Annotated in this window: 1 protein-coding gene; it reads right to left on the reverse strand. The window is 65.4% G+C overall.

Features of this window, described 5'->3' with window-relative positions; translation table 11 throughout:
- Positions 1-697: 697 nt before the first annotated feature.
- Positions 698-25,198, reverse strand: a complete 24,501-nt coding sequence (locus tag AB0J47_RS31765; protein WP_364354447.1) for a non-ribosomal peptide synthase/polyketide synthase — start codon at positions 25,196-25,198, stop codon at positions 698-700.
- Positions 25,199-25,242 lie beyond the last annotated feature (44 nt).

Here is a 25,242-nt window from a genome sequence, read left to right on the forward strand (position 1 = left end):
GAAATCCGTGGGGACCAGCCGCCGACGAAGTCAGCGAACACGACGCCCGCACCGTCCTCACCGACGCCGCCGTGGCCCACATCGCCGTCGAGGGATTCACCGCCGAACCCGTACCCGATCGGACCCGCTGCACACCGGCTTCTCTGAGCGCGCGGAGCAGATCCAACTGGCTGTACGTATCGATGACTCGCTGCGCATCGCCGGGGTCCGTCAGATACCAGGGGGCCTGTCTGAAGTGATCGGCCAACGCGATCAGCAGCGGCCAGTGGCCGATGCCAGCACGTGGCGAATGGCGGTAGACCGGTAGTGCCGTCGAAACTGATACCCGCCACATGAACGGACGGGGCATCAGCCGACCTATTGCCGCCCAGGTACGGCCTTGGCGTTTCGAACAGAAACCGCCTGCGGAGTCAGCGTCTGGGCAACGCCAGAGCCACCGGCTCCTGGAACTATGCCAGGAAAATCCGCGACGACCACCACCACGTCACCAACCAGGTCAACGGTGGCCGGCCCCCGCTGACCGTCTTCGCCGACCTACTCGACCGACGAGACATCAGAGACATCAGCGGATCCTTTGGAAGAATGCCCAAACCGAACAGTGATCCAACTGCAGGGCGAACCCAGCCAGTCGTAGCGATGGCGTCCTTCGGCGATCACTACAACCGTCGGCGTTGAGTCGGAGCCAGTTGGGCGGTGATCAGCATTCGTTCATGAACCTTTCCAGGATCGGGCCTATGACGGCCATAGCATGCGGGTGGCTGAGCTCGAGGTGGCGTGCGTCGACGACCTTGTTGTGAAGGTTGCCTGTCACGTACGGGTGCCATGCCTGCACGAGAGCGTCGTGGTCCATGCGGTCTTTGCCCGCGGTGAAGAAGAGCAAGTCTCCTTCGAAAACTTCTGGCCGGTGATCGGCCGCGATTTTGCCCGCTGTCTCGAAACTCTCCATCACTCGGTCCGTCTGTTCGGCGGTGAACAGCCCAGTGCCGACCACCTGGTCACGGATGACTGCCCACGCTTGGTCATGGGTGTCCACCTTCACCGCGTCACCAAGGTCGAACAGCTCCCGCCAACCGCCGAGCAGGTCCGCCATTAGCTGTCCCGGAGCGGGCTCGTCCACGGTGGTGATCGTCGAGGCGGCCGACAGATCCGCTGGGTCGACGGAGGTATCCAGCATGGCCAGCGTTCCGACGAGTTCACCACCGCGTTGGAGCTTTACCGCCATCGCATGCGCGATCTGCCCGCCCAACGACCAGCCGAGCAGGTGGTACGGTCCGCTCGGCTGTACTCGGCGAATCTCGGCTACATACCGCTCGGCCAATTCATTCACAGAGTCCGCGCGTGGTTCGCCCGCCACGACGTGCGGATCCTGCAAGCCGTATACCGGTCGATCCTTGTCCAAATGTTCGACCGCGCCGCCGTAGAACCACGCCAATCCCCCGGCGGGGTGCACACCGAATACGGCAGGCTTCGAGCCGCTGGCACGCAGCGGAAGCAGTACCTCCAGACCGGAGCCGCCCTCGGCCTCATCGACCTTGCGCGCCAGGGCCTTCGGTGTCGCATCATCGAACATCCATGGCAACGCGATCGTCACACCGCGAGCACGCAGTTCGGTGACCACCATCGTGGCCAGCAGCGAATTGCCGCCCAGGTCGAAGAAGCCATCCGATATCCCGACCCACTGGACGCTCAAGACCTGCGCGTAAACGTCGCTGATCACTTTCTCGGTGTGGCTCCGCGGGGCGACGAACTCGTCCACCGATACATCGAAATCGGGAGCGGGCAATGCGTTTCGATCGAGTTTGCCGTTGACGGTCAACGGCAGATCGGGCAACACCATCACTGTCGAGGGCACCATGTAGCTCGTCAGTATCTGGGCAGCGACCTCCCGGACCTGGCCCGGATCGATCGGTTGGCCGTAGATGCCCACGACGTAACCGATCAACTGATCGACACCCGAGGCGTGGCGGTGCACCGCCACGGCGGCCCGCGTCACGTGCGGGTGCTGCAGCAGCGCCGACTCCACCTCGCCCAACTCGATGCGGTAACCACGCAACTGCACCTGTGCGTCGGCCCGGCCAACGTAGTTCAACTCGAGCCCGGTGGCGGTCTTCTTCCACCGGCCGACATCGCCGGTCCGATACAACCGGCCACCCTGCGGATCGAAAGGATTGGCCACGAATCGTCCCGCCGTCAAAGCCGGGGCCCCCAGGTAGCCTCGCGATAATTGCTCACCGGCCACATAGATCTCCCCGGCGACGCCGATCGGCACCGGGCGCAGCCTGTCGTCGAGCACGTATACGCGCAACCCCGGCAGCGGCGATCCGATCCCGGCCACGTCTTTCCCACCGATCTCGGTGAACGTGACATGTACCGTCGTCTCGGTAATCCCGTACATGTTGATCAGTCGCGGCGATCCCGGCTCGTGCGCTGCAAACCATCCGGTCAAGCGGGACGCATCCAGTGCCTCGCCGCCGAATACGACGTAGCGCAAAGCGAGTTTGCCAGCGCTACAAGCGGATTCGCGATACTCGCGCTCTGCCGCAGCGAACCCGTAGAACGCCGACGGGGTCTGACTCAACACTGTCACGCCCTCTCGGGCCACAAGATCCACGAACGCCTCCGGCGATCTGGATGTGGGGTAGTCGACAACGACCAGCCTGCCACCGGACAGCAGCGCTCCCCACATTTCCCACACCGCGAAATCGAAGGCGTACGAATGGAACATCGTCCACACGTCATCCGGGCCGAAATCGAAGCGTTCGGCCGTGTTGGCGAACAACGTGACCACTTCGCGATGGCTGACCGTCACTCCCTTGGGGCGGCCGGTCGATCCTGAGGTGTAGATCACATAGGCCACGTTGTCCAGTCGCAGGTTCGGCGGCACCGGATCGCAGCCGTCCGCTGTCGCGTCCGCACTATCCTCGATGAGCACCACCGGCGCGGCGTACTGCGGCACCGCCGATGCCATCTCGACCGATGTCAACACCGCGGCCGGACGTGCGTCGTCGAGCATGAACCGCAATCGGTCCGGCGGATACGCAACATCCAGTGGCAGATACCCAGCGCCCGCTCGCACCACCGCGATCAGGCCCACGACCAACTCGATCGAGCGCGGCAACGCCACGGCCACCAGTGATTCCGGCCCGACTCCCTGCTCGATCAGCCGAGCCGCGACGTGGGTGGCCTGCCGATCCAGCTCCGCATAGGTCAACTGTGACGCACCGTCGGATACCGCGACCGCATCCGGCTGGGCCAGGACTCGGGCAGCGAACAGATCCACGAGCGTCGCGTCGGCGACCACGACGCCGTCTTCCCCTGCCGAGTCGAGCAATTCGCGGCGCTGCTTCGCATCGACGATCTCGATATCGCCGACCGCACCCGCCGGATTCGCGGTCACCTCCTCCAGAATTTGTATGTATGCGTGTGCGACCCGAGTCATCGTCTCTTCGACGAACAGATCGGTAGCGAAGGTGAGCCGACCTACCACGCCATCCGGACGGCCTCGATCATCGAGCTGCTCGACCAGCTTCATGCTCAGATCCGCCTGTGCCTGCTCGAAGCCGTTTTCCAGCGGCTCGATGCGCAGGCCCGGCAGCTCCAACGCGGCCTTGCTCAGGTTCTGGACGTCGAGGGTCACCTGATACAGCGGAAGATGCGCAGTCGACCGGGGCGGATTCATCGCTTCCACGACTTGTTCGAAGGGAACTTCCGCATGCGCGAACGCGGCCAGGTCCGTGTCACGGGTCGCGGCGAGCAATTCGGCGAACGGCTGGCTGGTCCGCACCCGTGACCGCAATACCAGCGTGTTGACGAACATACCGATCAGATCATCGAGCTCACGCTCGCCACGGCCGGCCACCGGGGTGCCGATCGCGACGTCGTCGACGCCGGCCAGCTTGGACAGCAGGACGGTCAGCGCGGCGTGCAGGACCATGAAGACTGTGGCGTTCGCGGCGCGCGCGACAGCAATGATCCGTTCGTGCAGTTGCGTGGGAAGCTCGAAATCGACGGCGCGGCCGCGCATGGACGCTACCGGTGGCCGGGGCAGGTCGGTCGGCAGTTCCAGCACCTCGGGCAACCCGTTGAGGGTGTCTTTCCAGAATCGCAACTGCCGGGACATGACCGAGTCCGGGTCGTCCGCCGAGCCGAGCACCTCCCGCTGCCACAGCGCGTAATCGGCGTACTGGACCGGAAGGGCCGGCCACATCGGTTCTGTCCCTTGCCTACTCGCCTCGTACGCCAGTGCTACATCCCGCGCGAGCGGCATCATCGACTGGCCGTCGGCGCAGATGTGGTGCACGCAGATGACCAGAACATGGTCCCGGTCATCGACCGAGAACAATTCGATACGCAACGGGGGTGCCTGGCGCACATCGAAGCCCGTCGAGACTACGGCGATCACTCGTTCCAGCAAATGCTTTTCGTCCACCCGGACGGGAGTCGGTACGGATGCGATCTCATCCGCGGCGACCGCAACCTGATACGGCTGTCCGTTGGTCATCGGGAACTTGGTCCGCAGCGACTCGTGGCGGTCGATGACCAGTTCGCACGCGCGCCGCAGCGCATCGGTGTCGAGTTCGCCCCGCAGCCGGATCACCAGCGGGATGTTGTACGCGCCGACCGTGGTGTCGAACTGATTGAGGAACCACATCCGCTGCTGCGCCGGTGACAGCGGTACGAGCGGGGGCCGCAGTCGCGGCGTCAGTGGCATTCGGGTGTTGTGGTCGAAAGTCTGCAGGCGGGAGGCGAGTTCGGCGACCACAGGTGCCTCGAACAGGTCTCGGACCCCGATACGCACTCCGAGTGCCGTGCTCAACTGGGCAGTCACCCGTGTCGCCGACAGCGAATCGCCACCGAGGTCGAAGAAACTGTCCGTCGCCCCTACGCTGTCGACGCCCAATACGCTTGCGAACACGTGGGCGATGCGCCGCTCTGCGGCAGTGCGTGGCGCGACCCAATTCCGACCGGCCGCGAATTCCGGGCTGGGAAGCGCCGAGCGGTCGAGCTTGCCGGACGTTGTGAGTGGAATCTCGGCGAGCACCATGAACACGTCGGGCACCATGTGCGCGGGCAGTCGCAACCGCGCGGTGGCCCGAACCTCGTCCGGATCCACATCCTCGCCGACGACAAGGTAACCGGCGAGACGATCTATGCCGCGCTGGTCCTTCCGCAACAGCACGACCGCGTGTTCGACCCCGGGATGTTCGGCCAGAACAGCTTCGATCTCACCGAGTTCGATGCGCTGACCGCGGATCTTCACTTGGAAATCGCGCCGTCCGAGGTATTCCAGCGTGTGCTCCGGTGTCCAGCGGACCAGGTCGCCGGTGCGGTACATGCGCGAACCGGCCGCACCGAATGGATTCGCCACGAATGCACCGGCTGTAGCAGGGGCCCGGTTCACATATCCGCGCGCCAGCTGCACACCCGCGAGGTACAACTCTCCTACGACCCCGACCGGCACCGGCCGCAACCACGCATCCAACACGACAGCCTCGACACCACGGATCGGTCCGCCGATGGTCACCGCACCACCCGGGAGCAGCGCAGCACTGATACCCGCCAGAATCGTGGCTTCGGTCGGACCGTACCCGTTCAACAGGGTCCGGCCCGGCGCCCACGTCGCGACTGTTTCCGGTGTCACCGCCTCTCCACCGGCCATCAGTACCCGCAGCGAATCCATACCGGTCGGCGACATCGTCGCCAGCACGCTCGGTGTAATGAAAGTATGCGAAATCCGCTGTGCGCGAATCAGTTCGGCCAGCTCGTCGCCCCCGAATACCGTTGGCGGCGGCACCACGAGCATGGCACCGGCGGTGTGGGCGAGCAGCATATCGAGGACCATCGCATCGAAGCCCGGAGCAGCGGTCTGCAGCACTCGCGAACCAGTGTCCACACCGAACCGGTCCCGCTGCACGGCTGCGAAATTCGCCAGCCCCTCGTGGGTGACGGCGACGCCCTTCGGCGTTCCGGTCGAGCCGGAGGTGTAGATCACGTATGCCACATCTCGGACGTGCGGCGTACGCATGCGCTCACCGTCGGTCACGGCGGCCGCCGATCTCAGGGCGATCGACTTCGCGGTGTCCGCGTCATCGAGGACGAGCGGGCGCACCGTGTCCGGCAGCAGCTCCCGCAACGCCTCGACTGTGACCGCCACCTGCACCTCGGCATCCGCCACCGTGTGCGCGACGCGCTCGAATGGATTCCGGGAATCGACGGGCACGAACGCCGCGCCCGCTTTCGTCACTGCCCACAGGCCGACCACGAATTCCACCGACCGCGGCATCATCAGCGCGACCTGAGCTCCCGGGCCGACGCCCCACGCGATCAACTGCCGCGCCACTTGGTTGGACCAGGCATCCAATTCCGCGTAGGACACGGTACGCCCGCCGAAAACAACGGCCGCCGCATCGGGACCGACCGCCACGCCCGCGGACAGCAGCTCCGCCATTACGCACGGTGCCACTGCGCTGCCACCGGAACCAGGCGCAAGCTCCCGCCGCTCGTCCGCGGACAACAGATCGATCGCACCGAGTCGCCTGGTCGGATCGGTCGTCACCGCACGCAGCACAGTTTCGAGACGGTCCGCGAGACCAGCCGCTGTCACCTCGTCGACGCGGGCCCGCTGGTAGCGGACTCGGACGTGCAACTCGTCGGTGTTGTGTGCTTGCACGGTGATCGGGTAGTGCGCTGCGTCGCGGCCATCCGCCGCGACCACCCGCATACCGTCGATGTCGGCATCGCCCAGGCCACTGCTGTCGACCGGATACGACTCGAACACGACCAGAGTGTCGAACAGTTGACTGCTGCCTGCGGCCACCATGATCTGTGAAAGTTCGAGGTAGTGGTGGTCGAGCAGGCGGGTGTTATTCGCTTGCAGTAGGCGCAGCGCGTCCTCGATCGGGAGATCCCGCCGCACATCGGCGGCGACCGGAATCGTATTGATGAACAGACCGATCGTCGACTCGACGCCCGGCAGTTCGGCCGGGCGGCCGGATACCGTGCCGCCGAAGGCCACCCGTTCGACACCGAGCAGATTGCCCAGCACCACGGCCCAGGCGAACTGCACGATCGTCGCCATCGTCACCGCTCGTTCTCGCGCGAATTTCACCAACTCTGCCGTCGCGGCACGATCGAGAACGATCGGCAGATCGATCGGGGTGTCCGCGGTCGTCGCCGTGTGTGGATCCGCAATCAATGTGGGCTCGCTGAAGTCCCGCAGCGCGTCCCGCCACACCTCGATGCTGCTGGCGCGATCGCGCAGGCTCAGCCATTCCAAGTAATCGCGGTACGAGGTCGCCGGGGGAAGCAGCTCCGACTGTGCGGCCACGGCATACAAACTGATCAATTCACGCCACAGCAGCGGCAAGGACCAGCCGTCGAGCAGAAGATGGTGCGCGGTCAACACCAGCCGGAACTCGTGCGGCCCGACGGCAACAAGCAGGAACCGCAGCAGCGGCGGGTCGGCGGGATCGAACACGACCGCCCGCTCGGCTTCGATCAGCTCATCCAACTCCCTTTTGTTGCCACAGTGATCGACGTTGAGCCAGCGCACCGTGGCGGTAGCCGGAATAACCTGCACGGGTACACCATCGGCGGTTCGTGTGAATGCGGCCCGCAGGTTGGGATGCCGCCCAAGCAAGGCTTTCGCGGCACGCTCGAGCCGATTCTCGTCGACCGCACCGGTAAGAGTGAGTACCGATTGCGCCGTGTAGACATCGAGTTGGCCCGCCGCGAATTCGGCGTGGAACAGCAAACCTTCCTGCAGCGGCGCCAGCGACCATACCTCGCTCAGCCGACCGTACCGGTCGGCGAACATATCCAGATCGCGCTGCGTGAGGTCGACCAGCGCAACATCTGCGCGCGACAGTCCCCATTCGTCGTCTGCACGAGCGATGCTGGCGATCTCGGTCACGGCGGCGACCCATCCGTCGACGAGTTCGGCCACGTCGTCGTGTTCGAGTAGCCGCGAGGCGTAGCCGACATGTGCCGACAGCTCAGGTCCCGCCGCGGTGTCCACGATGTTCACATCGATCGTGATCACCGCTGCGGCAGGCATATCCGGATCGAAGGCGGCCCGCCGATCGAACTGCTCGTCGGTCGGAACCCACGCGAGGTCCGACATCGATGTGAGGTCGACGCCGGCCCGGCCCAGATTGTTGAAACTGATCTGCGGCTGGGACGCCGACGCGAGCCGGTCGGCCGTGTCGGTGTTCATATAGCGCAGCAGGCCGTAACCGATGCCCTTGTCGGGGATTTCGCGCAGCTGGTCTTTGACGGACTTCACTGCCGCGCGCAGGTCCGCACAGTCGATTCCACTGAGGTCGAGCGCGACTGGGTATGCATTGGTGAACCAGCCCACGGTGCGTGAGATATCCGCGCCTGCGGCGATCTGCTCTTGGCGGCCGTGTCCTTCCAAGAGGACTTTCATACCCGGGTGCGTGATGCCGCGGTGGCGGCGCCAACCGGCCAGCGCCACGGCCAGAGCGGCCAGCAGCGCATCATCGACGCTGCCGCGCACGGCTCGCGGCACCGTGTCCAGCAACGCCGAGGTCACTGCGGTCGGGATGGACACCGTCAGATGCCGCACCGTCGCCTGGGTGTCCACGGCGGGATCCAATTCCGCACTCCCGATTAGCGGATCGGCCGCCGCACTCATCCGCTGCCACAGCTCGAACTCACCGCCGCGGGCAGCCGCGGCGGCGCTCAACGCGTGTGCCCACCGCCGCATAGATGTGCCCTGTGTCGGCAACTCGACTGCGCGTCCCTGGCTGATCTGCTGCCAGGCGGTGACAAAGTCGGGCAACAGAATCCGCCACGACACCCCGTCGACAGCCAGGTGATGAATCACGATAAGGGCGCGGGCATCGGCTTCGACGCCCGATTCGGGAAGCAGGCATACGACCTGCAGCATCCGGCCCTCGGCGGGATCGAGTCGGTCGGACGCCTCGGCCAGCGCCGCTTCCACCACAGCGGTGAAGCCGTCGCTGCCCGGCACCTCATGCGCCCGGAAGGTTCGGACGAACACCGAGCCTGCGGCATCGGCGGCGCCCACGGGAAGCACCTCCATGCATCGTTCGCGCAGCCGCGAGCGCAGCATGTCGTGCTGGTCGAGCACCGCCTGCACGGTCGCGGTAACGTCACCGACTCGTGCGTCCCTCGGCAAGCGCACCAGCATGGACTGCGCGAACCGATCGGCTGGCCCGAGCCGCTCGACAAACCACGACACGATCGGCGTGAAGGGGATCTCGCCCACGCCACCGCCAGGCAGTTCCGCCAGAGTCACCCGTTCCGCAGCCGCGGCGACCTGTGCGAGCCCCCGAACGGACTTGCGCTCGAAAATATCGCGAGCCGTCACGATGACACCCGCTGTCTTCAGCCGCGATGCCAACTGGATCGACATGATGGAATCACCGCCGAGCGCGAAGAACGAGGTCGTCGCGCCCACCGACGCGATGCCGAGCACGTCCGCGAAGGCGGCGGCAATAGTGCGTTCCAGTTCGGTCGCCGCGGCGACGGCATCGTCGTCATCGATCTCGAAAACGGGGTCCGGCAGCGCTTTTCGGTCCACCTTGCCAGTCGAGGCGAGCGGCATGTGGTCGAGCACGGTAATCGTCGACGGCACCATGTACGCAGGCAATACCGCGGCGAGGTGTTCGAGCACGGCGCTCGGCTCGACGACGGACGCGGGTTCGGCCACGACGTATGCGACGAGCATCGGTTGCCCACCGGATCCCTTATGGCTCACCGTGACAGCAGCAGCCACCTTCGGATGCGAAAGCAGTGCGGCGTCGATCTCGCCGAGTTCGATGCGCTGGCCACGGATCTTGACCTGGAAGTCGATGCGGCCGATGTATTCCAGCGCACCCTTCGCCGTCCAGCGCACGATGTCGCCGGTGCGATACATCCGTGATCCCAGCTCGCCGTAGGGATTGGCCACGAACGCACCCGCTGTCGCGGCAGGGCGACTCAGATAGCCCTGCGCCAATGCGGCACCGGAAAGGTACAGCTCCCCGGTCACCCCAACCGGCACCGGACGCAGCAGCGAGTCCAACACCACAGCCTCGACACCACGGATCGGACCACCAATGGTGATCACCTCGGACTGCTGCACCGGATCGCTGATCGTGGTCACGATCGTCGTCTCCGTCGGGCCGTAGATGTTGTGCAATTGCCGCCCCGGCCCCCAAGCCGCGATCAGGTCCGCCGACACCATCTCACCGCCGACCGCCAGCACCCGCACCGACGCGAAGTCCGCAGGTGCCATCGTCGCCAGCACGCTGGGTGTCAGGAACGCATGCGTCACCCGATGCGCACGAACAAGTGCGGCCAGATCCGGGCCGCCGTACACCTCCGGCGGCGACACGACCAGGCAAGCGCCGGCCGCACACGCCATCAACGCTTCGAGCAGCACCGCGTCGAAGGCGGGCGCCGCCACTTGCAGCACACGCGAGGTGGCGTCCACGCGATAACGCGCACGCTGCTCGGCCGCGAATCCGGCCAATCCCGCATGCGTCACCACGACACCCTTCGGTATCCCGGTCGAACCGGACGTGTAGATCACATACGCCGCATCCTGAATCTGCAGTGCCCGCGCGCGATCCGCATCCGTGACGGCCTGGCTCGGTTGCGCGGCGATCTCGGCGGCCGAATCCAGGTCGTCGAGCACCACCCATCCGACATCTCCCGGAAGCGAGGTGTGCGCGGCCGCGACTGTGATCCCCACGGTGACACCGGAATCGTTCACCATGTGCGCAATCCGCTCCACGGGATATCGCAGATCCACGGGGACGAACGTGGCACCGGTCTTCGCTATCGCCCACATGGCGACGTGGTAGTCGACCGACCTCGGCACGGCCAGCGCCGTGAATACCCCTGGTCCGACCCCTCGGGCGAGTAGGTGCGCGGCGAGCTGGTTGGACCGGCGATCGAGCTCGAGGTAGGTGAGGGTCTCAGTATCCCCGAGCAGGGCCATCGCCGCCGGATCTGTTGCCACGGCCTCGGCCAACAGTTCAGGCAGCAGACACGGCGACGTGGTCGCACCACCACGTGCCGGGACCAGCCGTTGGGCCTCCGCTGCACCGAGCAGATCGATATCGCCCACCGCGCGCCCCGGATCGACGGCGACCGCTTCGAGGACCCGGACGAACCTCTCGGCGAACGACTCCGCTGTCGATGCGACGAAAAGGTCCCTCGCATAGGTGATCTCGCCATCGATGCCAGCCGGCCGCTCACCGTCGACGCGTTCAGTCACCAGCACGGTGAGGTCGGTTTTGGCCTGCGCCAAGCCGGGGTCGAGCAGTTCGACATCGATACCGGGCAGGTCGAACCGGGCAGCGCGCATGTTCTGCAACCCGAACATCACCTGATACAGCGGCGTATACGCCGTGGACCGGGGACGGTCGAGGACATCGACCAGTCGTTCGTAGGGCACATCGGCGTGCGCGAGGGCCTCGAGGTCCACATCGCGCACCTGGGCCAGAAGTTCCCGGAACGACAGGTTCTCGCGGATACGCGTGCGCAACACCACGGTGTTGACGAACATGCCGACCAGATCGTCCAGCACCTGGTTGCCTCGACCGGCGACCGGGGTGCCGACCGTAATGTCCTCGCTGTGCGCGGTGCGCGCCAACAGGATCGCCAATGCCGTGTGCAGCACGACGAACACGGTGACGCCCTCACGGTGTGCCAGCCGCACGATGTCATCGTGCAGCCGCGCCGACATCGCGAAGCGGACGATGCCACCGGCCATCGACATGGTGGCGGGCCGTGGCCGATCGGTCGGCAGGTTGAGCAGTTCCGGGGCGTCACCGAGAACCTCGATCCAGTAGGCGATCTGGCGCGCTATCAGCGACGCCGGATCGTCCTCGGTGCCGAGTATCTCGCGCTGCCATATCGCGTAGTCGGCGTACTGGACTTCCAGTGGTTCCCATTGCGGCGCTTCGTGATTCACACGCGCTTGGTAGGCAGCGAAGACATCACGGGCCAGCGGGGCCATAGATGAGCCGTCGGCGGCGATGTGATGGACCACGACCACGATCACATGCTCGTCGGTGCCGGTGCGATACAGCCTGGCCCGTACGGGCGCCGATTCCGCGACATCGAAACCCGTCCCGACGGCATGCCGAATCCGGTCGGCCAGCTCCGCCTCGTCGGCGACCGACGCCGGCTCCAACACCAGGCCCCTGGCCACAGCCGCAATGTCCTGCACGACCTGGCACGGTTCGCCGTCGACAGCGGGGTACAGCGTGCGCAGGGGCTCGTGCCGGGATACCACATCGAGTAATGCCGCCCGCAATGCATCGACATTCAGCTGGCCTGTCAACCGCGCCGCGAAACAGATGTTGTATGCCGCCGAAGCGGTGTCGAACTGGTTGAGGAACCACATCCGCCGTTGCGCCGCCGCCAACGGGACCGCCGCCGGGCGTGGCCGGGCTGCAAGCGGAACCACCGTGGAACCGGTTCGCCTGCCGAGGCATTGGGCCAATCCGGCGATCGTCGGCTCCTCGAAGACATCGCGGATGCCGACATCGACACCGAGCGCCGCGGCGGCTCGCGCCGCGATGCGGGCAGCGGTAAGCGAGTTGACCCCGATCTCGAAAACGTTCGCCGTCACGCTCACTCGGTCGATATCCGTAAGCGCGGCAACGATTTCGGCGAGGGCCGCTTCGTATTCGGTGCGGGGCGGCACGAATTCCTCGCCATCGTCGAACACTGGCTGCGGCAGGGCAGCTCGATCGAGCTTGCCGTTCGGTGTCAGCGGCATCGCATCGAGCACCTGTACAGCGGCCGGAACCAGGTACGAAGGAAGTGAGCGGTTGAGCTGGTCGCGAATCGCGCGCCCATCGGTCACCGCACCGGATACGAGCGTCACGTATCCGACGATGCGTTCGGCCGTGGCAACGACGACGGCGCGTGCGACATCCGGGAGCGCGGACAGCGCCGCTTCGATATCACCTGGTTCCACCCGCTGACCACGGACCTTGACCTGAAAATCACTGCGGCCCAGGTAATCCAGCTCACCAGCTTTCGTCCACCGGACCAGGTCACCGGTCCGATAGAGCCGCTCACCTGCAGCACCGAACAGGTTCGCTACGAATACACTGCAGGTGAGGTCGGTGCGAGCGTGATAACCGCGCGCCAGCTGGATACCGGAGATGTACAGGTCGCCGACCACACCCACCGGCACCGGCCGCAACCGCGAGTCCAGGACGTAGATCCGCATTCCCGATACCGGCGTACCGATCGGAACCATCGCACGGGTCGTCACACCCGACAAGCAGCGTGCAGCCGTGACGACTTCCGCCTCGGCCGGGCCGTACCAGTTCACCACCTCGGCATTCGTGAACACCCGCGCCGCGGCGTCGACAGTGCGCTGCGCCAGCGCCTCACCGGCGACGAGTACTCGCCGGATCGATGGCAGCTCCGTGACAGCGGTGGTTTCGAGGAGAACGTCGAGCATCGAGGGTACGAAATGCACGGTAGTGACCCGGTGTCGCGCGATGACACCGGCAAGGTACGCCGGGTCGCGGTGCCCGTCGTGTTCGGCGACCACGATCTGCGCACCGGTCTGTAACGGCCAGAACAACTCCCATACCGCGATGTCGAACGTGATCGGTGTCTTGTACAGGATCATGTCGGAGGCGTCGTGCGGCCACTGCTGCTGTGCCCATGCCAACTGGCTCACGGTCGCGGCATGGGTCAGCGCGACGCCCTTGGGAACACCAGTGGAGCCGGAGGTGAACAGGACGTAGGCCACATTGGCTGGCCGCAGCGGCGCGCGGCGCTCCGAATCGGTGATCGGGGCATCGGGAAGACCGGCCACGTCCACTCGATCGATCCGCGCGGTCGCGAATCCATCCGGAAGTTCCTCGCCGTCGGCCGATGTGGTGAGCACCATCAGCGGCCGCGCCGCGTTCAGCACATCAGCGATTCGCGCGCTTGGATGATCCGGATCTAGCGGAAGGAACGCAGCGCCCGCCTTCACCACCGCGTACAGCGCCGTGATTTGCTCAATCGATCGCCGGATGCACACCGCCACAACACTTTCCGTGCCGGCACCGCGCGCGATGAGCCATCGGGCGACACGGTTGACGCGGGTATCGAAATCCCGGTAGGTCAACACGGTGCCGTCGGGGACGCGGATAGCCGGAGCGTCCGGAGTGCGAATGACCTGCTGGTCGAAGGCGTCAACCAGGGTCCGGCCTGCCGCGGCGGGAGCCGCGGTGTCGTTCCATCGCTCCAGCACCAGGTGCCGCTCGGCGGCATCGAGCAGCTCTATCGCGCCGACCGCCGTATCGGTATCGGTCGCGGCCGCGTCGAGTACCCGCACGAATTGTTCGGCGAAACGCCGTACGGAGTCCGCGTCGAAAAGGTCCGTGGCATAGGTCAGGCGCAGCGTCATGCCGGTCGGCTCGTTGTGGGCGCCGTGGCCCTCGGTCATCATCAGCAGCAGGTCGTAGATCGCGGCCCTGTCGCCCGGATCCACGTTCTCGACGGTGAGGCCCGGAAGTTCGACACGCGCCTGCACCATATTCTGGTAGGCGAGCATGACCTGGAACAACGGTGTATGGGCTGTCGACCGCGCGGGATTGACTGCCTCGACCAACTGCTCGAATGGGACGGCGGCATGGTCGAATGCCTCGATATCTGTGCGCCGCACCTGGTTCAGCAGGCTCGAGAACGATTGATCCACCGTGACCCGGGTGCGCATCACCAATGTGTTGACGAACATCCCGACAAGGTTGTCGAGTGATCGGTGACCGCGGCCCGCATATGGCACACCGATGGCGATGTCGTCGCTGCCCGAAAGCCTCGACAGCAATACTGCCAGCGCCGTGTGCACGACCATGAACGTCGTCGCCTCGGCTCGCCGCGCCAGCGCCTCCAATCGGCCCTGCAGCTCACCGGGGATCGTGACATGCTCGACCGCACCACGCTGTGTCTGCACAATCGGCCGCGGCCGATCGGTCGGCAATTCGATCACATCGGGGATACCCGCGAGTTGAGTCTGCCAATAGCCGATATCGCGGGCCACACACGAGTCCGGGTCGTCCGCCGAGCCGAGCACCTCCCGCTGCCAGAGGGCGTAATCGGCGAACTGTACGGCCAGCGGAGCCCAGTCCGGCGGGTTACCACTGGACCGCGCACGGTAGGCCGTCACGATATCGGCAGCCAATGGCGCTACCGAAAAGCCGTCGCAACTGATGTGGTGGATGGCTAACGCAACCACCCATGACTGGTCGGACAGCTGATACAACGCAATACGCAGTGGCGCGCCCTTCGACACGTCGAATCCGGCACCCGAGAACTCGGCCAACCGGTCCGACAGCGCGCGCTCACCGACCGGCTGCGGCGTGAGATCCCAGGTCCCGACAACGTCGGCCGCGTCGAGCACAACCTGCGTTGGCGTGCCATCAACAGCCGGATACACCGTGCGCAGGCTCTCATGCCGCTCGATCACATCACCGACGGCCGCCGTGAGGGCAGCTATGTCGAGCACACCGTCGAGTCGGATCGCCAGCGGCACAACGTATCCGGGTGAATCCGGATCGAACTGGTTGAGGAACCACATCCTTGCCTGTGCCTGCGACAGTGGAACACGGTCCGGACGCGGCTTCGGAGTCGGCTCGGGCAGGTTCGGTACCGCACGCAGCCGCGAGATACGTTCGGCGAGGTCGGCAACGGTGGGCGCCTCGAATATCACCCGCACCGGTACCGCCACGCCGACGACATCGCCTATCCGGCTCAGCGCGCGCGTCGCGATGAGCGAATTTCCGCCCACGGCGAAGAAGTTGTCGTCCGCGCCGATCTCCGGGCGATCGAGCAGCTCGGCGAAGATCCCGGCGACCGCCTGCTCGACGAGTCCCTGCGGCGCGCGATACCCGGCTTCCTGGTTTCTCGGATCCGGCACCGGCAACGCTCGGTAGTCGACCTTGCCGTTGGCCGTGAGCGGGATCGCGTCGATCCGGATCAGCGAGGTTGGCACCATATACGCTGGCAGCCGTTCGAGCAGAAAGCTGCGGACCCGCTTGATATCCAACGCCTCTGTGGCCACCACGTAGGCCACCAAGCGCTGCTCGCCGCGATCGGTGCGCACCTGCACGACGGTCGCGTTCACCTGCTCGTGGGCGATCAGCGCGGCTTCGATATCACCGAGTTCGATCCGCAGACCGCGCATCTTGACCTGGGTGTCGGCGCGGCCGACATAGCGCAGGCTGCCATCCGCGTCCCAGCGGACCAGGTCGCCGGTGCGGTACAGCCGAGAACCACTCGCACCGGAGCAGGGGTCGGCGACGAACGTCGCTGCCGTGAGACCAGGACGTTCGTGGTAACCGCGAGCCAGCTGGATCCCACCCAGGTAAAGCTCACCGGTAACCCCGACCGGAACTGGACGCAACCGCGAATCCAGAACGCGCACAACCACATTCGCCTCGGGGACGCCAATCGGCACTGCGACGCCGTCGAGTGCGTCGATGCGATGGTAGGTGACGCTGACCGCGGCCTCCGTCGGCCCGTACAGGTTGTCGATGCGCGCCGGGCTGAGATCCCGGAAGCGGCGAACGGTGTCAGCCGGCAGCGCCTCGCCGATGCACAGTACCCGCCGCAGGTCTGGGAACTCGCGCCCAGCAGCCTGCTCGAGGAATGCGGAGAGCAGTGACGGCACGAAATCCATAGTCGTGACTCGATAGTCGCCCATCAGTCGGGCCACGGCGTCCGGGTCGAGGTGCGCGTCGGGACCCGCGACAACCACCGCCGCGCCGCAGGTCAATGCGGAAAACAGCTCCCAGACCGACAGGTCGAAGGTGAACGGCGTGCGCAGCAGCATCACGTCGTCGCCGCCGAGCCCATACTGATCCCGCAGCCACCGCAGTTGATTCACCACCGCGGCATGCGTTACCGCCACACCCTTCGGCACGCCCGTCGAACCCGAGGTGTAAATGACATAGGCCAGATCGTCCGGACGCAAAGCACGGGTCCGGTCGGCGTCGGTCACCTTCGACGTATCCACGTGCTCGATACCGAACTGCTCTAACGTCCACACCGGCACGTCATCGGGCAAATTCGCCTCGTCGACCGGCCGAGTGAGGACAGCATTCGGCATCGCGTCGGTGAGGACCGCGCGCACCCGGTCGACTGGGTGTTCCGGATCCAGAGGCAGATAGGCCGCGCCCGCCGCATGGATCGCGTACAGCGTGGTCAGCAGATCAACGGAGCGACGCATCGCGACGGCAACAACGGTTCCCGGGCCAACGCCCCGTCCGATCAGCGCGCGTGCCAGCGAATTCACCCTCGCCGCGAATTGTCGGTAACTGAGTCGGCCGCCTCCCTCTGCATCAACCACCGCGGTGCTGTCCGGGGTCGCCGTCGCCTGCGTGGTGAACAGGTGCGCGATCGTCGCGGACGACGGAGGCGTCGTGTCACCGGTCGACCGCGCGGTCAGCTCGCGCACCTCTCTTGCGGTCAGTAGATCGATATCACCGACAACGCGGGCGGGATCGACGACGATTGCCTGCAGCAGGTGCAGGTAACGGTCGAAGATCGAGGAGATCGTCGCCTCATCGAACAGGTCTGTCGCATAACCGAATTCGACTGCCATATCGTCCGGTTCACCGTCCGGCCCCAGCGCGTCGACGAGATTCAGATGCAGGTCGTACTTGGCTACGCTCGGATCAACCATTCGGGCCGAAACCGTCAGGCCCTCGAACCCCATCGTCGGGATCTCGATGTTCTGGAACGAGAATCCGACTTGGGTCAACGGCGCATGTGCTGTCGTGCGCGGCGGATTCAGCACCTCGACGAGCCGCTCGAACGGGATGTCGGAGTTCTCGAAGGCGGCCAGATCGGTGGCCCGGACTTGATCGAGTACCTGCAGGAAGGACGCGGCAGGCTCGATGCGTGTCCGCAATACCAGCGTATTGACGAACATTCCGACCAGAGCATCGAGTCCAGGCTCGCCGCGGCCGGCGATCGGTGTGCCGACCGCGATGTCACCGGTTCCCGACAGCCGCGCCAGCAGCGCGGCGTAAGCCGCGTGCATCACCATGAAGACCGTCGCGTCGTGGCGGCGGGCCAGCGCGATTACCTCACGATGCAGATCTGCGGGCACCATCATCGACACCGTCGCACCACGGAACGACTGTTTCGCCGGACGCGCGCGATCGGTAGGCAGGTCGAGCACCTCGGGCAAATCGGCGAGAGCCGCACGCCAGTAGTCGATTTGGGCGACGGTCTGGCTGTGCGGGTCGCTCTCGGTGCCGAGCAATTTTCGTTGCCACAGAGCGTAGTCCGCGTATTGCACAGGTAACGGCGCCCACAGCGGTACCTGTTGCCGGATGCGGGCTTTGTATGCGGCCATCAGATCTGCGGCAAGCGGCGCGAGCGATGACCCGTCGAAGCTGATGTGATGGACGACGAGCACCAGGGTGTGGTCGTCAGGTGCGCTGCGCAGCAAGGTGGTCCGGAACGGAACCTCGGCTGTGATATCGAACCCGGCGCTCACCTCCGCGGCAATGCTTGCCTCGACCTCGCTCGCCGCGACCGGCAACGGCGCCAGCCTGGGCAGTGCCGTCTCCACCGAGACGACCACCTGGTGGGGTCCGCTGTCGCTGTCCGGGTAGACGGTGCGCAGGGATTCATGCCGGTCGAGCACATCCGCGATCGCCGCGTGCATGGCGGCCACGTCGAGGTCTCCCGACATGTGGACGACCATCGGAATGTTGTACAGCGCAGAGCTCGTGTCGAACTGATTGAGGAACCACATGCGCGCCTGCGCGGGCGACAGCGGGATTCGGACCGGGCGCTCCTGCGGCGCAAGGGGTTCCCGTCTCGCCGCGTCGCTGGTCCGGAGATTCTCCGCTAAAGCGGCGATGGTCGGCGCATCGAAGATCGCGCGCAACGAAACATCGACACCGAACGCAGCGCTCAGTTGTGCCGCTACCCGTGTAGCCGACAACGAGTTTCCGCCCAGATCGAAGAAACTGTCGAAGACGCCCACGCGCTCGATCCCCAGCACCGCGGCACACACGTCGGCGACGATCTGCTCGGCAGCATCGCGAGGTGCAACGAATTCGATTGTGGTGGCGGCGAATACCGGCTCGGGCAATGCCGCACGGTCGATCTTGCCCACCGACGACAGCGGCAGCGTGTCCAGCACCATCACCACATCCGGGACCATGTGCGACGGCAGGCGTTGGGCAGCGTAGCCCAGCAGCTCCGCGGTATCGACGGTGTCGATCGGCACGACGTAGGCGGCCAGTCTCGACCCGCCGTCGGTCGCGACGCCCACCGTCACCGCTACCGCCACGTCGGGGTGCGCGGCGAGGACGGCCTCGATTTCGCCGAGCTCGATGCGCTGGCCCCGGATCTTGACCTGGAAGTCGGTGCGACCGAGGTATTCCAGAGTTTCCTGCGGTGTCCAGCGGACCAGGTCGCCGGTCCGGTACATACGGGTACCGGGGGGACCGTACGGATTGGCCAAGAAGGTGGTGGCCGTAGCGACCGGCCGGTTGAGATATCCGCGGGCCAGCTGCGCTCCGGACACATAGAGCTGTCCTGTCACGCCGACCGGCACCGGCTGCAGGTCGGCATCCAGTACCACGGCCTCGACACCACGAATCGGGCCACCGATGGTGACGCGGTCTCCGACACCCAACGGGTCGCTGATCGCGACCATGATCGTGGTTTCGGTCGGCCCATACCCATTGAACAACTGCCGACCAGGTGCCCATACCGCGACCGTCTCCGCCGACACCGCCTCCCCACCGGCCACCAGCACCCGCAGCGAATCCAAACCGGCCGGCGACATCGTCGCCAGCACGCTCGGCGTCACGAATGCGTGAGACACCCGCTGCGCCCGAATCAATTCCGCCAAGTCCTGCCCTGCGAAGACTTCCGGCGGCGACACCACCAACGCCGCACCGTTCGCATGAGCCATCAGCAACTCCAGAACAACCGCGTCGAAACCCGGTGCCGCCAACTGCAACACCCGCGAGGAACTGTCGACCCAGTAACGCTCCCGCTGCTCGGCTGCGAAATTCGCCAATCCCTCGTGGGTGACTGCGACACCTTTCGGCGTCCCCGTCGAACCCGAGGTGTACAGCACATACGCCGTGTCCGAGATATGGCAGGACCGCACCCGATCTGCATCGGTCACCGCCGCCGAGGACTGCGAGGCGATGCAGACCGTGGTGTCTGGATCGTCGAGCACTAACTGCCGGACAGAATCCGGAAGCAGGTCTCGGGCGGCCTCGACGGTGATTCCCACCCGGACATCGGCATCGGCCACCATGAGCGCGACCCGATCGGCCGGATTTCTCGGATCAACCGGCACGAACGCCGCGCCCGCCTTGGTCACCGCCCATATCCCCACCACGAACTCCACCGACCGCGCCATCGCCAACGCGACCTGATCCCCCGGGCCTACCCCCGACCCGATCAACTGCCGCGCAAGACGGTTCGACCAGGCATCCAACTCCCCATACGACACCGTGCGCTCGCCGAAAACCACTGCCGCCGCGCCCAGGTCCCGTACCGACAACACCTCCGCCAACACCCTCGGTGCCTCGGCATGGCCACCCGACGCGGGCACCAACCCTGCTCGCTCGCCCCTCGAGAGCACATTCACACCACCCAACCGGGCCTGCGGGTTGGACACGACCGCATCAAGTACCCGATTCAGCCGCGCGGCCAGCTCCTCGACCGTCGCCCGATCGAACAGATCCGTGGCGTAATTGATCCGCAGTGCGACATCGCCTCCCGCGGCGGTGTTTTCGGCGACGGTGACGATGATGTCCACCTTGGCCGGCTGCGGCCCAGGATCCAGGACCTCGACTGCGAGGTCGGATAACTCCAGACGCGGGCGGTCCATGTTCTCGAACGCGAGATATACCTGACACAGCGGGGCATGGGCGGTCGACCGCGTGGGATCGATTTCATCCACTACGCGTTCGTAGGGCAGGTCGCTATTGGCAAAGGCATCGACATCGATCTCTTTGACCTGCGCCAGAAACGCGGTGAACGATTTGCCGGAACGTACCTGGGTGCGCAGCGGCACCGTGTTCACGAACATGCCGATGAGCGGTTCCAACGCCCGCTCGCCGCGGCCCGCGACGGGCGTCCCGATGGTGATGTCCTGCGAGCCCGAGAGCCGGGCCAGCACAACCGCCAGGGCGGCATGGACGACCATGAAAGTAGTGACGTTGGCTGTGCGAGCCAACCGCTCGATCCCGGCGAAGGTTTCGGCCGGTATCACGGTGTCGGCGACGTCGCCGCGCATGGACTGGTGAGCAGGGCGCGGACGGTCGGTGGGCAGCTCCAGCAACGGCGGCATCCCCGCCAACTGCGCTGCCCAGAAACGCAACTGACGTGCCGCCAAAGACTCCGGATCGTTCTCGTCACCGAGCAAGCGGCGGTGCCAGATGCTGTAGTCGGCATATTGCACCGTCAGGGGCTGCCAGTCCGGTGTCTTTCCTTCCGACCTCGCTTCATAGGCCGTCACGACATCGGCCGCGAGCGGTCGAAGCGACGATCCGTCGCAGCAGATATGGTGCAAGACGATAACCAGCACATGCCGACGCCGGTCCGCGGACGTGAGAAGCGTGACCTGGATCGGGGGACTCGTACGCACGTCGGACCCGGTCGACGCCAAGTCACGGAGCCGATGCGCGATGTCGGCGGAGTCGATCGGTTCCGGCGACAGATCGAGACCCGCGACAACGTGCTCGACCGGCAGAACGAGCTGTGTCCCTACTCCATTCACGACTGGATAGACGGTGCGCAGGGATTCATGCCGATCGATCACATCCGTCAGGGCCGCGTGCAGCGCAGCGACGTCGAGACGGCCGCTCAGCTGAACCACCACTGGAATGTTGTAGGCCGCCGAGGCGGGATCGACCTGATTGATCAGCCACATTCGGTTCTGCGCCGGCGACAACGGAATCGGCTCGACGCGTGGCTGCGCGCGCAACGCGAGCCGGCCGGGGCGGTGCTCGGCGTCGACGTGCGCGGCGAGTTCGATGACGGTCGGTTTGCCGAACAGATCCCGGACCGACACATCGGATCGGGTCAGCTCGGCGATCCGTACGGCAGCGCTGGTCGCGGTGAGCGAATTGCCACCCAGTTCGAAGAAACTGTCCCGCGCGCCTACCCGCTCCAAACCCAGCACCTCGGCGAAGACATCCGCGATCGTCTCCTCCATAACGGTGCTCGGCGCAACGTAGGCCGCGGCCGAATCGAAGACCGGCTCAGGCAGCGCCCGATAGTCGACCTTGCCGTTGACGGTCAGCGGCAACTCGGACAACTCCACCACGGCGGCTGGGACCATGTATTCCGGCAGCATCGCCGCGACATGCGCGCGCAGGGCGTCGGCCCCAGCGGCAATTTCGCCGGTGAGCACGACATAGGCGACGAGCCGGGCCGCCTCCGTGCCGGGCAGATGCACGATGACGACTGCCGCTGAGACCGCGCTGTGGGTCAGCAGTGCGTTACGGATCTCGTCGAGCTCGATGCGGAACCCGCGCAGCTGCACTTGCCGATCGCCACGGCCGCGGTATTCAAGCTCACCCTTGTGATTCCATCGTGCGATATCGCCGCTGCGATAGAGCCGCTCGCCCGGCTCGCCGAACGGGTTGGCCACGAACCGTCCGGCGGTAAGTGAAGGCCGGTTGAGATAGCCCCGAGCGAGTTGCGTTCCGGCGACGTAAATCTCCCCCCAGGCTCCCAGCGGCGCCGGGCGCAATCGTTCGTCCAGTACATATGTGCGCAGCCCCGGCAGCGCCGGGCCGATCGTGCTCGGCGCCCCCGGCATCGCGATCTGCGGTGTCAGGCCGAGGTAGGTGACGAAGACCGTGGTTTCGGTGATGCCGTAGCTGTTGGCCAGCACAGGAAGCTTCGGGTTGTGCCCGTACCAGTCCGCCAGCCCCGCCGGGTCGAGACGTTCGCCCGAGAGAATGACCAGTCGCACCGAAAGCTCACCGTCGGGCTCACCGGCGTCCGCGTAACGCTGCCGCGCCACGGCGAATTGGTGGAACGCGGATGGCGTCTGGTTGAAGATGGTCACCTTCTCGAGCGCCACCAAGCGCACGACATCGTCCGGTGAGCGTGTGGTGAGGCTGTCCACGACGACCACTCGGCCACCACTGACCAATGCGCCGAAGATCTCCCACACCGAGTAGTCGAACGCAAACGAATGGAACAATGTCCACACATCTTCAGTCCGGACACCGATCTCAGCGCACGCGTTCACCAGGTACGTCGCGACGGCGCGATGGGCGATCGCCACGCCTTTGGGCCGACCTGTCGATCCGGAGGTATAGATGACGTATGCGACGTTGTCGGGGCACAGTTGGCTCGGCCGATCGGCGTCCGTGATCGGCGCTGCTGACTCGTCGCCGACCGCGCCGTCGAATAGCACCACACGTCCGGGGTCACTGGGCAGGTATTCGCGCATACTGCCCGTAGTCACGACGGCGATCGGATCGGCGTCGTTCAGCACATATTCGAGCCGGTCAGCCGGATGCGCGGCGTCCAACGGCAAGTACCCCGCGCCCGACTTCAGGACGGCCAGCGTGACGACGATGAGATCGGCGTCCCGTGGCATCGCGATGGCTACCAGTGATTCCGGCCCGGCCCCGAGAGCGATGAGCGTGCGGGCGAACCGGTTGGATCGCTCGTCCAGCTCGCGATAGGTCAGGGCGGTCTCCCCCGAAGTGACGGCCACTGCCGATGGTGTGGCGGCGGCCTGCCGCGTCAGCAAATCTACGAGCGTCGCTGTGCCTGTTGCGCCGTCACGCCCGGCGAGCTGCCCAACGATGCGCGCCTCTTCGGCGGCGTCCACAATCGGGATCTCGACCAAAGAGGTTGCGATGGGCGAATCCATCAATCGCTGCAAGAAAGCGACGAACCGACCTGCGTGCGCATCGAGTTCATCCTGGCTGTACAAATTCGCATTGCCGTGAAGTTCGATCAGCAGTGGAGCGTCGGCTCCGGAACGGTACAGATTCAGCTGCAGATCATCCAGCGCACCCGACGTCAGTGCCCGATAGCGGCCGAGGGCCGACCCGAGGCGAATCTCCGAGTCGAAGAAGAGGATATTGACAATCGGACCGAACGAGTTCGCCGACGCGTCCAACGCATTCGAATCGCGACGCAGATCTTCGAACCTATAAAGCTGATGCCGCATCGCGGAGACGAGCTCAGATACGGACGCGTGGATTATTTGCTCCACAGTGGTCGTCGCGTCCATAGTGAACCGAATCGGCACCATGTTCGCCAACATCGCGGCAGCATTGCGCAGGCGCTTCGTCACACGAGCGCTTACTGGCATCGACAACACCACATCGTCGGTACCGGTCATCCGGGCGAGGAACGCAGCGAAGGCTGCGATGACCACTTGCGCGGGCGATGCGTGCAGGTTGTCGCAGAAACGGTCGAGCATGTCGGCCAATCGCGACGGAAGCTGCAGGCTCGCAACATTATCGACCTTGCTCCACCGGGCTGTGCGACCGGACAGACTTGTCGGCGTCGGCAGATCGGCAACCTTGTCGAGCCAGTATGCCTTGTCGGTGTCGAACCGCGAGCTAGCTCGATAGGCGCGCTCCGCCTCAATGATGTCGCGCAATCCGGCCGCCTTCAGCGGTACAACCGGCCGGCCTTCGAGCAAGGCGTTGTAGTGCTCGGCTATCCGGGTCACGACGTTGAACGCGGCGTAGCCATCAACGACGAGGTGATGGGCACGCGCGTACCACAGGTACCGATCTTCAGCGAGCTGGATCAGCCGCATCGCGGTGAGCCGGTCACGGCTCAAATCGACAGCCTTGGTGTTGTAGTCGCGCCGCATCCATTCCATTGCCGCTGCGAACGGATCGTCCTCGCCGCTGAGGTCGAGCACGGACTCGTCGTACGTAATGCTGCGGTCGACGAATTGATATGGGACGCCGTTCGATTCAACTACCCGAACACCAAGCGATTCGGTTTCCTGACCGGCGTCGTTCACCGCCTTGGTGAATGCGTCGACGTCGATCGGCCCCTCGATCTCGATGTAGTGTGCGATGTTCACCGCCGGCCTGCCCGAGAGGTTGTCCGCGAGCCACATGCCGTACTGCGCCCGCGATAGCGGAATCAGATCAAGCTGAGGATCAGCAGTTTCGGCTGACTCCAAATCCAGCTGAGGGTCAGCAGTCTCGGCTGACTTCAGATCCATCTAAACCTCTCACTCAGACTCGGAGGCACTGGAACACGGCAGAC

Source organism: Nocardia sp. NPDC049737 (assembly GCF_040674755.1).
Lineage (GTDB): Bacteria > Actinomycetota > Actinomycetes > Mycobacteriales > Mycobacteriaceae > Nocardia.

What these genes read in the sequence shown, in the direction of transcription:
- AB0J47_RS31765 (WP_364354447.1), bottom strand. Translation starts at nt 25,198, where the DNA reads ATGGATCTGAAGTCAGCCGAGACTGCTGACCCTCAGCTGGATTTGGAG.